The organism is Flexivirga lutea (genome assembly GCF_054778955.1).
On record NZ_BAAGZB010000001.1, the window covers coordinates 1210081 to 1223698 of the forward strand.

10 protein-coding genes are annotated in these 13618 nt (G+C 69.5%); 3 read left to right on the top strand and 7 right to left on the bottom strand.

Going from position 1 to position 13618, the window contains the following annotated elements; translation table 11 throughout:
* Window positions 1-72: 72 nt before the first annotated feature.
* Window positions 73-1947 (top strand): 1-deoxy-D-xylulose-5-phosphate synthase, encoded by a 1875-nt coding sequence (gene dxs, locus ACYVBN_RS05650; RefSeq protein ID WP_460599649.1) that lies wholly within the window; start codon window positions 73-75, stop codon window positions 1945-1947.
* Window positions 1944-2936 (top strand): aminoglycoside phosphotransferase family protein, encoded by a 993-nt coding sequence (locus tag ACYVBN_RS05655; RefSeq protein ID WP_460599650.1) that lies wholly within the window; start codon window positions 1944-1946, stop codon window positions 2934-2936. Before dxs ends, ACYVBN_RS05655 begins: the two co-directional genes overlap by 4 nt.
* Here ACYVBN_RS05655 and ACYVBN_RS05660 read toward each other — a convergent pair.
* The gene (locus ACYVBN_RS05660; RefSeq protein WP_460599651.1) at window positions 2866-3741 is read right to left on the bottom strand and encodes an FUSC family protein; all 876 of its coding nucleotides are present in this window, start codon (window positions 3739-3741) and stop codon (window positions 2866-2868) included. The two genes, ACYVBN_RS05655 and ACYVBN_RS05660, sit on opposite strands and share 71 nt — an antisense overlap.
* A gap of 268 nt (window positions 3742-4009) precedes the next feature.
* On the opposite strand from ACYVBN_RS05660, the gene ACYVBN_RS05665 reads away from it, so the two are divergent.
* On the top strand, window positions 4010-5527 hold the full coding sequence (locus ACYVBN_RS05665; protein WP_460599652.1) for a DEAD/DEAH box helicase: 1518 nt from the start codon (window positions 4010-4012) through the stop codon (window positions 5525-5527).
* Between the two features lie 74 nt (window positions 5528-5601).
* Here the strand turns inward: ACYVBN_RS05665 and ACYVBN_RS05670 are convergent, their stop codons facing one another.
* The 6 genes from ACYVBN_RS05670 to ACYVBN_RS05695 form a co-directional block, all read right to left on the bottom strand.
* Complete coding sequence (locus ACYVBN_RS05670; protein ID WP_460599653.1) at window positions 5602-6390, bottom strand: glycerophosphodiester phosphodiesterase; 789 nt, start codon at window positions 6388-6390, stop codon at window positions 5602-5604.
* 17 nt (window positions 6391-6407) lie between these two features.
* Window positions 6408-7940 (bottom strand): helix-turn-helix domain-containing protein, encoded by a 1533-nt coding sequence (locus ACYVBN_RS05675; protein ID WP_440283031.1) that lies wholly within the window; start codon window positions 7938-7940, stop codon window positions 6408-6410.
* Window positions 7941-8049: 109 nt separating this feature from the next.
* On the bottom strand, window positions 8050-10161 hold the full coding sequence (locus ACYVBN_RS05680) for a fatty acid beta-oxidation multifunctional protein (RefSeq protein WP_460599654.1): 2112 nt from the start codon (window positions 10159-10161) through the stop codon (window positions 8050-8052).
* Entirely contained in the window at window positions 10161-11399 is a 1239-nt protein-coding gene (locus tag ACYVBN_RS05685) for a thiolase family protein (protein WP_460599655.1), read from the bottom strand. Before ACYVBN_RS05685 ends, ACYVBN_RS05680 begins: the two co-directional genes overlap by 1 nt.
* A gap of 51 nt (window positions 11400-11450) precedes the next feature.
* Window positions 11451-12737 (bottom strand): HRDC domain-containing protein, encoded by a 1287-nt coding sequence (locus tag ACYVBN_RS05690; protein WP_460599656.1) that lies wholly within the window; start codon window positions 12735-12737, stop codon window positions 11451-11453.
* 205 nt (window positions 12738-12942) lie between these two features.
* On the bottom strand, window positions 12943-13530 hold the full coding sequence (locus tag ACYVBN_RS05695; RefSeq protein ID WP_460599657.1) for a DUF3000 domain-containing protein: 588 nt from the start codon (window positions 13528-13530) through the stop codon (window positions 12943-12945).
* Window positions 13531-13618 lie beyond the last annotated feature (88 nt).

A 13618-nucleotide genomic window follows, 5' to 3' on the forward strand; every position in this document is an offset into this window, starting at 1 on the left:
CCTGACAGGGAGAGCGTCCACCGACGCGTAGACTCGACCGACGCACACCCGACCAGGAAAGGCGCGTACGACGTGGGACTGCTCGACACGATCTCGTCACCCGAGGACCTGCGGCGGATCCCGGCCGAACGCCTGGACGAGCTGGCGGCGGAGATCCGCGAGTTCCTGGTCGACTCGGTGTCCCGCACCGGCGGGCACCTGGGACCCAACCTGGGGGTGGTGGAGCTGACCATCGCGTTGCACCGTGTCTTCGAGTCGCCCTCGGACGCCATCGTGTTCGACACCGGGCACCAGTCCTACGTGCACAAGCTGCTCACCGGCCGGCACGACTTCTCCCAGCTGAAGAAGCAGGGCGGCCTGTCCGGTTACCCCTCGCGCGCGGAGTCCGAGCACGACATCGTCGAGAGCTCGCACGCCTCGTCCTCGCTGTCCTGGGCCGAGGGCATCGCCAAGGCCCGTGTGCTCGGCGGCGAGCCACACCGTCATACCGTCGCGGTGATCGGTGACGGCGCACTCACCGGCGGTATGTCGTGGGAGGCGATCAACAACATCGCGGTCGAGCGCGACCTGCCGCTGGTGATCGTGGTCAATGACAACGAGCGCAGTTACGCCCCGACCATCGGGGGACTGGCCGACCACCTCGCCGCGCTGCGCACGACGCGCAACTACGAGCGGATGCTCGGCTGGGGCAAGACGACGCTCAAGGGCACGCCGGTGGTCGGCGACCTGGTCTACGAAACCCTGCACGGCGTCAAGCGCGGCATCAAGGACATCGTCTACCCGCAGCAGGGCATGTTCGAGGACCTCGGCATCAAGTATGTCGGACCGGTCGACGGCCACGACGAGGCCGCGGTCGAGCAGGCGCTGCGCCGCGCGCGCGCCTTCGGTGCTCCGTGCATCGTGCACGTGATCACCGAGAAGGGTCGTGGTTACCAGCCCGCGCTCGACGACCAGGCCGACCACATGCACGGCATCGGCAAGATCAACCCGGAGACCGGCCTGCCGTTCGAGGTCGCCGGACGGATCTGGACCGACGAGTTCAGCGACGAGATGGTGCGGCTGGGTGCCGAGCGGCCCGATCTGGTCGCCATCACCGCCGCCATGATGATCCCGGTCGGGCTCGACAAATTCGCCGAGGCCTACCCGCAGCGGGTCATCGACGTCGGCATCGCCGAGCAGCACGCCGTCACCATGGCGTCCGGCCTGGCGTACGGCGGCATGCACCCCGTCGTCGCCGTCTACGCGACATTCCTCAATCGCGCCTTCGACCAGATGCTGATGGACGCCGGTCTGCACCACGCCGGGGTCACCTTCGTGCTCGACCGCGCCGGCGTCACCGGTTCCGACGGTGCCTCGCACAACGGCATGTGGGACATGTCGATCTGCTCCATCGTGCCCGGTCTGCGGCTGGCCGCGCCGCGCGACGGCGAGCAGGTCAAGGCCCAGCTGCGCGAGGCGGTCGTGGTCGACGACGCGCCCACCGTGATCCGTTTCCCGAAGGGCGACGTGGCCGAGCCGCTGGCGGCGGTGCGCGCCGACGGCTCTCTCGACGTGCTGCACGACGCGACCGATCCGGAAGTCTTGATCGTCGGTGTCGGCTCAATGTGTCCCACGGCCTTGCAAGTCGCCGAAAAACTTGAAGCGCAAGGACATTCGACACTCGTCGTCGACCCGCGTTGGGTCCTGCCGGTGTCCGACGACGTCGTGCGTATGGCGCGCACGGTGCGCCACGTCGTCGTCGTCGAGGACAACCTGGTCACCTCGGGGATCGGCGTCGCGACAGCGCACGCGCTCGCCGAGGCCGACGTCGCGACCCGGGTGCACACCTTCGGCATACCGAAGGAATATCTCGAGCACGCCTCGCGCGGTCAGGTGCTGGAGGCGATCGGCCTCACCCCGGACGTCATCGGCACGCGGCTGATCGCGCGACTGTCGTCGCACGCGTGAGCGCTTCGACGTCGCAGCTCTGGCAGACCGATGGGTGGCGGCAGGAAGCCACCCGCTGGATCGACGAGTCCCTCGAACGCCGTGGCCTGACGCGAGTTCCGGTGACTCCCCGGCAGCCGCGGGTCCGCGCCTGGTCGACCCAGCTCGTGGTGGACACCTCGGCGGGGCGGGCGTGGTTCAAGGCATGTTCACCGAGCACGTCGCCGGAGCCGTCGATCCATCGACTGCTCACCCGGGTCGCGCCCGACCGGCTGCCGGAGGTGTGGGCATCGCACGAGGACCGCGGTTGGCTGTTGATGCCCGACCAGGGACCGCAGCTGCGCGAGGTCGCCGACGCCGAGACGATCGTCGGACTGTGGTCCGGTGTGCTGCGGCGGTATGCCCGGCTGCAGCGTGCGTCCATGGAGGTGGTCGACGACCTCGTCGCCGCCGGAGTGCCGCGCTGGGATCCGCAGGACCTGGTGGCGCACTGGATCGCGGGGCGTGGCGCCGCATGGCCAGCGGCCGCGGCTCCGTTGCGTGCGGCGGCGAAGCGATTGGCCGCGTCCGAGTTGCCGGACACCATCCAGCACAACGACCTGCACGCCGGCAACGTGTTCTGCGCGGAGGGGTCCGCGGCTGCGATCCACGATTCCCGGTTCTTCGACTGGGGTGACGCGTATGTCGGAAACCCGCTGTGTTCACTACTGATCGCGCTCGCCGGTCCGACACGCCACTTCGGTATGCCGCCCGACCCCGAACGCGATGCACGGTGGGTGCGGGCCTACCTGTCGGCCTGGGCGGACCTGGTGCCGAGCAGCCGGCTGCGGGCGGTCATGCCCGACGCGATGCTCATCGCGCAACTCGCGCGGGTTCGCGCGATGGAGCGGGCACTCGACCGTGGGACGGCGGCCGAACGCGCCCAGTGGGAGCCGCAGATCATCGATCCCGTCGTCCGGCGGATCCTGGCGACCGCCGGCGCCGAGGGATCAGCAAGGCCAGCGCGATGAGCGCACCGAGCGCGGTCTCCACCGCCCGATCGGTGAGCACCGTGCCGATCGGCCGCGGTGCCGACAACTGGCCCATCAGCAGTGCCAGGGGCGTGATGGCAAGCAGCGCGACGGCGTAGTTGCGACCGACCAGCAGCTCAGCCGCCATCTGCAGCACCATGATCAGCACGACCATCACGATCGGCGTGGGATGCGTCTCGAGCAGTGGCCACGCCACGAACACTCCGACCAGGGTGCCGACGACCCGATGCACGCCCCGGATGACCTGCGTATGACGCCGCGGGCCGGTCAAGGTCGCGACGACCGCGACCATCGCCCAGGACGGGTGGGGGCCGCCGAAGCTGGTCGCGACGGTCCCGGCGAGCAGGATGCCGGCCAACAGCCGCGCGACGGTGCCGCGTTGGAGCGGGTCGCGCAGTGTCGCGCCCAGGTCTGCGGACGGGACCACTGCACGTGGCCGGTGCGCGGGCTCGCGCAGTGCACCGATCCGGCCCACCAGCATGGCGAATCCGGCGCTGAGCATCGTCACCGCAGCCGCGACCGGGACCAGGTGGGCCTTGCCCGGGATGGATGCGCAGACCGTGATGCCGGAGACCAGGAAGATGGATCCCGGTGGGTGCCAACGGAACGCCGACGACACCAACTGGCCGGCGACGGCGACGACTGCCGCCCTGTGATCGATCAGCACCAGCACGCCCAGCGGCACGAAGACCGAGATGCCGGTCCGGGCCGCGACACGATGTGCGCCGGCGTGCGGACCGAAGGTGAACGCGGTGCGCAGGGGACCGGTCGCAGCGTCACTCATCGGCATGACAAGGATATCGATGGTTCTGAGGCGTTCGCCCCATCCTGACTGTCGCGCTGCTCACATGGGGGCGCACGCTGGCCGGTGCCGTGCAGGCGCCGAACGCCCTGTCGATTCGTCGATTCCGGTCCCGGACCGGTAGCCTTGTGCCATCTGCTCGTCACGGCTCTCGCCACGAGTTGATCCGCATGTCGAGCACGCTCCATGCGCAGCCCCTGACCACAGGAATCGGCTGGCCAGGCGAGGCAACCGACAAGATTGAAGTTTCGTGACCTCATCGTTCACTGCCCTCGGCGTGCCCTCGCGCCTCGTCGACGTCCTTGCCGCACAGGACATTTCGACGCCCACCCCGATCCAGGCGGCGACGCTGCCGGACTCACTCGCCGGACGCGACGTCCTCGGCCGTGGCCGCACCGGCAGCGGCAAGACCTACGCCTTCGCCCTGCCGCTGGTCGCCCGTCTGCAGCAGAGCCGGACCCAGCGCGCCGCCGGGCGGCCCCGAGCGCTCATCCTCGCGCCGACGCGTGAGCTCGTGGCGCAGATCCAAGACTCACTGCAACCGCTGGCGGACACCGCCGGGATCCGGACGCTCACGGTCATCGGTGGCGTCGGCCAGAACCCCCAGGTGCGCGGATTGCGTTCCGGCGTGGACATTGTGATCGCCTGCCCGGGCCGGCTCGAGGACCTGATCAGCCAGGGGCACTGCTCACTGGCCGCCGTCGAGATCACCGTGCTGGACGAGGCCGACCACATGGCCGACCTGGGATTCCTGCCGGGAGTGCGCCGGTTGTTGAAGCAGACGCCGAAGAACGGCCAGCGGCTGCTCTTCTCAGCGACGCTCGACAAGGCCATCGACGTCCTGGTGCGCGAATTCCTGCGCAATCCCGTGACACACGAGGCGGATTCAGCGCAGTCACCGGTCGCCAAGATGAGTCACCATGTGCTGCACGTCGCCAACCGCGAGCTTCGCGTGCCGGTCCTGGCGGACCTGGCCGCGGCGCCCGGCCGCACCGTGATCTTCACCCGCACGAAGTATGGCGCCAAGGCGCTGGCCCGCCAGTTGAACAAACGCGGCGTGCCGTCCGTCGACCTGCACGGCAACCTCGGGCAGAACGCGCGGACCCGCAACCTCGCCGCCTTCCACTCCGGTGCGGCGAGCACGCTGGTCGCGACCGACGTGGCGGCCCGCGGCATCCACGTGGACGACGTGGCGCTCGTCATACACGCCGACCCGCCCGCCGAGCACAAGGCCTATCTGCACCGCTCGGGGCGCACCGCCCGTGCCGGCGCGGAAGGCACCGTCATCACGCTGATGACCGACGATCAGCGCAAGGACGTGCGCGACCTGACGAAGGCGGCCGGCATCACGCCGACCACCACCAAGGTGGCCGACACCGATCACCCGGTGCTGCGCGACCTGGCACCCGGCGACCGCGTGCTGGTCGACGGCGGGTATGTCGCACCTGCCGCGGCCCAGCAGCAGCCGAAGAGCAAGCAGGGCACAGCATCGCCGTCCGGCGCGCGCAAGACCGGCAGCGGGCAGCGTTCCGGGCGCAACCGGAACAAGAGCCGCCGCACCGTAAATGGTTCCGCAGCACCGAGTTCCGCGCAGTCGGCCAGTGGCGGCTCCGGCAGCAGCCGCCGGTCCAACGGTGGTTCGAGTGCCGGCCGGGTGGCGGGCGGCCGGTCGTCGGCCGGTCGCGGAGCCACTGGCCGGCGGTCCGCCGGTGGCGGTCGCTCCAGTGGCGGTCACTCGGCGGCAGGGTTCAGCTCCGGCCGCCGCTGACCTGCGCGAGTAACCGGCGCGAGTAACCGGCAACGGTCGCTGGTTGGGTCGCCGGTGAACGAATCGGGAACCAGTCAGCCGACCCACTCGCCACGGTCGATGAGGACCTGCCGCAGTATGTCGGCACGGTCGGTCATGATGCCGTCGACGCCGAGGTCGAGCAGTGCGTGCATCTGCACCGCCTCGTCGATCGTCCAGACGTGGACCTGGACGCCGGCGCGATGTGCCCGACGCAGTGTTGCAGCACTGACGACCCGCACCCGGCTGGCCGAGACCGGCACCTGCAGGCAGTCGACACCGCGAAGAGCGTTCTGTCCGAAGGGGACACGCGCCCACTGCGGCGAGCGTCCACCGATCACGAATCGACCGATGACCGACTGGCCGCCGGAGGTGGCCACTGGTCGGGAGAGGCGCCGTAACACAGCGCGGCGGCGGGTGTCCGAGAACGAGGCGATGCAGACCCGGTCATGTGCCCGGTGTCGCTCGATGACCGCCACGAGCGGTTCGACAGCACCGGGTGCCTTGCAGTCGATGTTGACCCGCAGGTGCGGCCACGATTCGAGCACCGCGTCGAGCGTCGGTATCTCCGCCGCGCCGGCGATCCTGGCCTGCCGCACGTAGCTCCACGGCAGCTTCGCCACGACGCCGGTGCGGTCGGTCACCCGGTCGAGCCGATCGTCGTGGAAAGCGATCAACTGCCCGTCCGCGGTCGCGTGCACGTCGGTCTCGACATACCGGAAGCCGAGATCGATGGCCGCCCCGAACGCCGGCAACGAGTTCTCCGGCGCGGCCGGGTGGTCGGTGAAACCGCGGTGCGCCATCGCGATGACGCCGGGATGATCGAAGAATGCGGTCCGCGTCACGGTTGCCCGTGCCGGAGTCAGATGTCGCGGAATGTCTGGATGTCGGCACCCAGCTTGTTGAGCCGGGTGTCGAGCTCCTCGTAGCCGCGGTCGATCACGTAGATGTTGCGCAGCACCGAGACACCCGGGGCAGCGAGCATCGCCAGCAGTATGACGACAGCCGGGCGCAGGGCCGGCGGCGACATGACCTCCGCGGCGCGCCACTTGGTCGGGCCCTCGATCATCACCCGGTGCGGATCCATCAGGTGCACCTTGCCGCCGAGCGCGTTGAGCTCGGTCAGGTAGATCGCGCGGTTCTCGTAGACCCAGTCGTGCAGGGTGGTGGTGCCTTGCGCGTAGGCGGCGATGACCGCGAAGAACGGCAGGTTGTCGATGTTGAGGCCCGGGAACGGCATCGGGTGGATCTTGTCCTTGGGCGCCCGCAGCGGACCGGGCTTGGTGGTGATGTCCACGAGCCGGGTCTTGCCGTTGGCCGAGGCGTATTCGTCGCCCTCGATCTCGTACTTCATGCCCATGCCCTCGAGCAGGGTCAACTCGATCTCCATGAACTCGATCGGCACCCGGCGGATGGTGATCTCCGACTCGGTGACGACCGCGGCGGCGACGAGGGTCATCGCCTCGATCGGGTCCTCGGAGGGGTGGTATTCGACGTCCTTGTTGATCTCCTTGACGCCGTGCACCCGCAAGGTGGTGGTGCCCACGCCCTCGATGCGCACGCCGAACTTCTCCAGCATGAAACACAGGTCCTGGACCATGTAGTTGGGGCTGGCGTTGTGGATCACCGTCTCGCCGTCGTACAGCGCGGCGGCGAACAGGGCGTTCTCGGTGACGGTGTCGCCGCGTTCGGTCAGGATGATCGGCTTGACCGGACGCACCGACGGGTCGACCTTGGCGTGGTAGTAGCCGTGCGAGGCGACGACGTCGAGGCCGAACGCGCGCAAGGCGTAGAGGTGTGGCTCGACGGTGCGGGATCCGAGGTCGCAGCCGCCGGCGTTGGGCAACTGGAACTGGTCGAACTGGTGCAGCAACGGTCCGAGGAACATCAGGATGGTCCTGGTCCGCCGGGCGGCGGTCTCGTCCATGGCGGCGAGGTCGAACTTCGCCGGCGGAATGATCTCCAGGTCACTGCTGTCGGGTAGCCAGCGGGTCTTGACGCCGATCGAGGTCAGCACCTCGGTGATGCGGTTGACCTCTTCGATGCGGGCCAGGTTGCGCAGCGTCGTGCGGCCCTTGTTGAGCAAGGTCGCGCAGAGGCAGGCGACCGCGGCGTTCTTGGAGGTGCGCACGTCGATCTCGCCGGACAGCTTCCGGCCGCCCTTGATGCGCAGGTTGAGGGGCGTGGACGAGGCGACCGCCACGACCTCGGTGTCGAGCGCCTCGCTGATGCGGGCCAGCGTCTCCAGGCTGAGGTTCTGTTTGCCCTGCTCGATGCGGGCGACCGCACTCTGCGACGTTTGCAGCGCTTCGGCGAGCTCGTTCTGGGTGAGCTTCTTGTGCCGCCGCGCGTCGCGGATCAGCGTGCCGACTCGGGAGAGGTAGTCATCGGTCATGCGGCGAGTGTAGCTCACATATGAGATGGAACAGGGCCCCGCGACACGCGATGCGTGTCACAGGGCCCCATTTCGGGTCGATCTACGACGTCCCGTGGTATGACGCGGGTCAGTCCGTGGACCGGACCGAGGCCACCCCCGGCTCGAGGAACCGGCGGCCGGTCACCTTCTCACTGATCCCGGTGCGGTCCAGCAGCGGGGTGACGCCGCCGTTCCAGAACGGGAAGCCGGCTCCGGTGATCATCGCCAGGTCGATGTCCTCGGGCGCCTGGACGACGCCTTCGTCCAGCATCCGTCGCACCTCGTCGGCGAGGGACGACAAGGCCCGCTCGCGGACCTGCTCGGACGTGAGCTCCACCGGCGAGGCCGGCGCCTCGAACAGCTCCAGCACCGTGCTGTCGATCGCCCCGTCGCTGCCGTAGAAGCTGCCGATCTTGGCCTCGACCACCGCGGCCAGGTTGGGCGAGACGTAGAACCGGTCCGGAAACGCGGCGGCCAGCGTCTCGCTGTTGTGCAACGCGATGGCCGGCCCGACCAAGCTGATCAGCATGAACGGTGGCATCGGGGTGAGCCCGGCGAACGCCTGCTCGACGACCTCGATGGGGGTGCCCTCGTCCACGATCCTGCCGGCGTCGCCCATGAAGCGGCCGAGCAGCCGGTTGACCACGAACGACGGGGAGTTCTTGACCAGGATGCTGGTCTTGCCGAGGCCCCGGGAGGTGGCGAACGCTGTTGCGAGCGTGGCGTCGTCGGTCTGGTCGCCGCGGATGATCTCCAGCAGCGGCATGACCGCGACCGGGTTGAAGAAGTGGAAGCCCACCACTCGCTCCGGGTGCGTCAGCTCCGACGCCATCTCGGTGATGTCCAGCGAGGACGTGTTGGTCGCGAGCACGCACTCCGGTGACACGACGGCCTCCACCTCGGCGAAGACCTTCTTCTTGACCGACATCTCCTCGAAGACCGCCTCGATCACGAAGTCGGCGTCCGCGAAACCGTCCTTGCCGGTGGATCCCGACACCAGCGCCTTGAGCCGGTTGGCGCCGTCGGCGGACAGGCGGCCCTTGGCGAGCAGCTTGTCGATCTCGCCGTGCGTGTAGGCCACGCCCTTCTCGACGCGTTCCTGGTCCAGGTCGGTGAGCAGCACCGGCACCTTCAGCTTGCGCGCGAACAGCAGCGCCATCTGGCTGGCCATCAGGCCGGCGCCGACGATGCCGACCTTGGTCACCTTGCGGGCCAGCGACTTGTCCGGGGCACCCGCCGGCCGCTTGGCGCGCTTCTGCACCAGGTTGAACGCGTACAGCCCGGCGCGCAGCTCATCGGTCATGATCAGGTCGGCCAGTGCCTGGTTCTCGGCCTCGAAGGCCTCCTCCCGCGACGCCGTACGCGCTGCGCGCATCAGCTCGATCGCCCGGTATGGCGCCGGCGCCGCCTTCCCGGTCTTGGCATCGGCCTCGGCGCGCGCCTTGTCCAGCGCGCCGTTCCACGCCTCCTCGGACGTGTCCACAGAGGTGCGTTCGACGGTCTCCTCGCCGGTGATGACGCGGGCGGCGAAGGCCAGCGAGTCCTCCAGGAAGGTGACCGGCTCCAGCAGACGATCGGCCAGACCGAGCTCGAAGGCGTTCTTTCCCTTGATCATCCGGTTCTGGGACAGCGGGTTCTTGATGACCAGCTGAGCGGCCTTCTCGGTGCCGATCAGGTGCGGCACGAGGTAGGTGCCGCCCCAGCCGGGCACGAGCCCCAGGAAGCACTCGGGGGTCGCGTAGGCGGGCACGTCGGAGGAGATGGTGCGGTAGTCGGCATACAACGCGATCTCGACCCCGCCACCCATGGACGCGCCGTTGATGAAGGCGAAGGTCGGCACCGGCAGGGCGGTGATCTTGCTGAACGTGTCGTGGCCCGCGCGGGCGATCTGCAAGGCCTGGTCGCGATCGGTGATCGACGGGATGCCGGTGATGTCGGCTCCCACCGCGAAGATGAACGGCTTGCCGGTGATGCCCGCACCGACGATCTCGCCGCGATGGGCGCGGTCGGCGACGGTGTCGAGGACCTCGCCCAGCTCGGCCAGCCCGGCGGGTCCGAACGAGTTGGGCTTGGTGTGGTCGAAGCCGTTGTCCAGGGTGATCAGCGCGAAAGTGCCTGCGCCGCCCGGTAGCTGGACGTCCTGGAGGTGGGCGTGCGTGACGACCTCGTCCACCTGGGGGAGTGTCTGTGTGTCGGTCATCACGCGGCTCCTTCCGACGTGTTCGAGTCCACGCTGCTGACGTAGTCCTGGTGGTGCGGGTTCTCCCAGATGACGGCGCCGCCCATGCCGATGCCGATGCACATCGCGGTCAGTCCGTAACGGACCTCCGGGTGCTCGGCGAACTGACGGGACAGCTGCGTCATCAGCCGCACGCCGGAGGAGGCGAGCGGGTGACCGGTGGCGATCGCACCGCCATACAGGTTGACGCGCTCGTCGTCGTCGGCGATGCCGAAGTGGTCGAGGAACGCCAGCACCTGGACGGCGAAGGCCTCATTGAGCTCGAAGAGCCCGAGGTCGCTGATGTCCAGGCCCGCGTGGTCCAGCGCCTTCTCAGTGGCCGGCACCGGTCCGACGCCCATGACCTCCGGCTCGACACCGACGAAGGCGTAGTTGACCAGCCGCATCCCGACCGGCAGGCCGAGCTCGGTGGCGGCGCGCTCGGACGCCAGCAGACACGCGGTCGCGCCGTCGTTGAGACCGGCCGCGTTGCCCGCAGTGACGTTGCCGTGCGGACGGAACGGCGTCTTCAGCTGGGCCAGATCCGCGACGGTCGTGCCCGGCCGCGGCGGCTCGTCGGTGGTGGCCAGGCCCCAACCCTTCTCGGCGTGCCGCGTCGCGACGGGCACCAGGTCGGGCTGGATCTTCCCGTCGGCATACGCCTGGGCCAGCTTCTCCTGGCTGCCCACTGCGAACGCGTCGCAGCGTTCCTTGGTGATCTGCGGGAAGCGGTCGTGCAGGTTCTCGGCGGTCTCGCCCATGACCAGCGCCGACGGGTCGACCAGTTTCTCGGCGATGATCCGCGGGTTGGGGTCCACGCCCTCACCCATCGGGTGCCGGCCCATGTGCTCCACGCCGCCGGCGATGGCGATGTCGTAGGCGCCGAAGGCGATGCTGGACGCGGTGTTCGTCACGGCGGTCATCGCGCCCGCGCACATGCGGTCGATGGAGTAGCCGGGCGTCGAGGTGGGCAGGCCGGCGAGCAAACCGGCGACGCGACCGAGCGTTAGGCCCTGGTCGCCGATCTGGGTGGTCGCCGCGATGGCGACCTCCTCGACCTTCGCCGGGTCCAGGTCGGGCTGGCGGCGGAGAAGTTCACGAATGCATTTGATGACCAGGTCGTCGGCGCGGGTCTGGGCGTACATGCCCTTCTCCCCGGCCTTGCCGAACGGCGTGCGAACGCCGTCGACGAAGACGACCTCAGAAAGCGTGCGGGGCACGGTGCCTCCCGAGAGTGGGACGAGTTGACGTCTCCGACTCTACGGGACTTGTTACTCGTCAGTAACAGGGGGCCCGCTCGGCGCTGCCAGGATGTATGGCGCCACGACGTCGACCTGCCACGGCCGGGCGCCGAGCTCGGCGAGCTTCTGCCGAATGCTGCTGTCGGTCAACGGATCCGGGGGAGTCCACAACACGCGGCGCAGAGTGTCCGGCGTGATGAGGTTCTCCAGCGGCACGTCGTGCTGCTCGGAGAACTCGCCCAGCCGCTCACGCACGAAGTTCAGTCGGGCAGCCGCCTGCGGGTTGCGGTCCGGCCAGGTGCGCTGCGGGGGAGGCGCATCGCTGCGCACGGTCGCCGGCGGCAGCTCGGCCTCGCTCATCGCCGCCACCCGCGCGATCGCATCGAGCCAGCGGGCGGCGTACCGGGCGGTGCCGCGGCCGGCGGCCCGGGCGCGGCTGCGCGACGAGGTGCGCAGGGACGACCCGACCTGCTGCAGCGCCTCGGCGGTGCGTGGTGCGGCATTGGCCAGCTCGACGATCATCGCGTCCGGCAGTATCCGCCCGGGCGCGATGTCCTGCTCCTGCGCGATGGCGTCACGGACCAGCCACAGCTCACGGACCCGCGCGATCGCCCGCTTGTCCCGGATGCGATGCATGCCCGACGTGCGACGCCACGGGTCGGTGCGCGGCGGGGGCCCGGTGAACGAGGTGAGCGCGGCGAAGTCCTGCAGCGCCCAGTCGAGCTTGCCCTGCCGCTGGAGGTCCTCACGCAACCTGTCGCGCACCGCGACCAGCACCTCGACGTCCAGGGCTGCGTAGTTGAGCCACGGCTCCGGCAGCGGACGCGTCGACCAGTCGACCGCGGAGTGCTCCTTGGCCAGGGAGATGCCCAGGTAGTGCTCGATCACGGCGGCCAGGCCGACGCGCGGCAGGCCGGCCAGGCGCGAGCCGAGCTCGGTGTCGAACAGCGCGTGTGGGTGCAGTCCGACCTCGGCCAGACACGGCAGGTCCTGAGTGGCGGCGTGCAGCACCCATTCGGCGGCACCGATCGCGTCCTGCATCGGCGACAGGTCGGGCAGCGCGGCCGGGTCCAGCAGGAACGTGCCGGCGCCCTCCCGGCGCAGCTGCACCAGATAGGCGCGATTGCCGTAGCGGTATCCCGCGGCGCGTTCGGCGTCCAGCGCCACGGGGCCGTGCCCGGCAGCCACGGCATCGGCGGCACGCTGCAGTCCGCGCTCGTCGGCGATCACCTCGGGTATGCCGTCGGCGGGCGCCGCGAGGACCGGGTATGCCGGCGTTTCGTCCGGGGTGTCCGTCGTACCCTCCGTCGCGCTCAATCCTTCTGTCGTGCCGCGTCCCTCGGCTGCGGGCCGCACTCGCGGCACCCCACGAAGTTCCTCCTCCGCTTCGCTCCCCCGAATACTTCGTGGGGACCCCGCCGCCTCGCTCGGATGCTCGCCTCGGTCGGCGCTCACCGCGTCCCCCTCCTTCGTCGGGAGTCGCGCTTCGCCCTGAGTCCGATAGGTCGCTTGCTTCGCTCGCTCATCGGCGCTGCCCCGGCAGGGCGACGACGCCCTCGGGCAGCGGAGGCAGACCGGCGACGGTCGACAGGAGGTTGGTCCAGGCGGCCAGGTGGGTGCCCAGGTCGTGTCCGGCCGGTGTCCACGACGCACGAATTTCCAGCTCGACGCTGCCGCCGTCCTCGGCGAGCGAACCGAAGCCCTCGGACAGCACGCGGGTGACCGTGCCGGCTTCGGCGCGGAACTCGGCTCCGGCCTCGCGCAGCGAGTCCAGCAGCCAGCTCCAGCCGACCTGGCCGAGGAGTGGATCAGCACCGGTCTCGGCCTCGAGCTCGGCTCGCGCATAGGTGACCAGGCGCCACGAACCCTCCCAGGGCTCAGGGAAATCCGGGTCGTGCAGCACCACGAAACGGCCGGTCGCCAGCTTGGCGTCGTCGGGGTGGACGGTGCTGCAGACATCGGCGGTCATGGCCAGCGAGTAGGGGGCGATCCGCCTCGGGGCAGGCACTTCGGTCAGGCTGATCTCCGGCCGCAAACGCACGCTCTGCAGGTCGCGAACCGCCGCCTGAAAGTCCGGTGCCGTCGCGCCGCCAAGGTCTTGGTTTCCCACGTCTGCCAGCCTAGGTCGTACATCCCTTCGATTGCTGCATCTCGGTCCGGCGGGTCGCCGTGCCGGCGTGCGCGCTGCGGGTCCGTGC

What these genes read in the sequence shown, in the direction of transcription:
- ACYVBN_RS05660 (WP_460599651.1), bottom strand. Translation starts at nt 3,741, where the DNA reads ATGAGTGACGCTGCGACCGGTCCCCTGCGCACCGCGTTCACCTTCGGT.
- ACYVBN_RS05675 (WP_440283031.1), bottom strand. Translation starts at nt 7,940, where the DNA reads ATGACCGATGACTACCTCTCCCGAGTCGGCACGCTGATCCGCGACGCG.
- ACYVBN_RS05680 (WP_460599654.1), bottom strand. Translation starts at nt 10,161, where the DNA reads ATGACCGACACACAGACACTCCCCCAGGTGGACGAGGTCGTCACGCAC.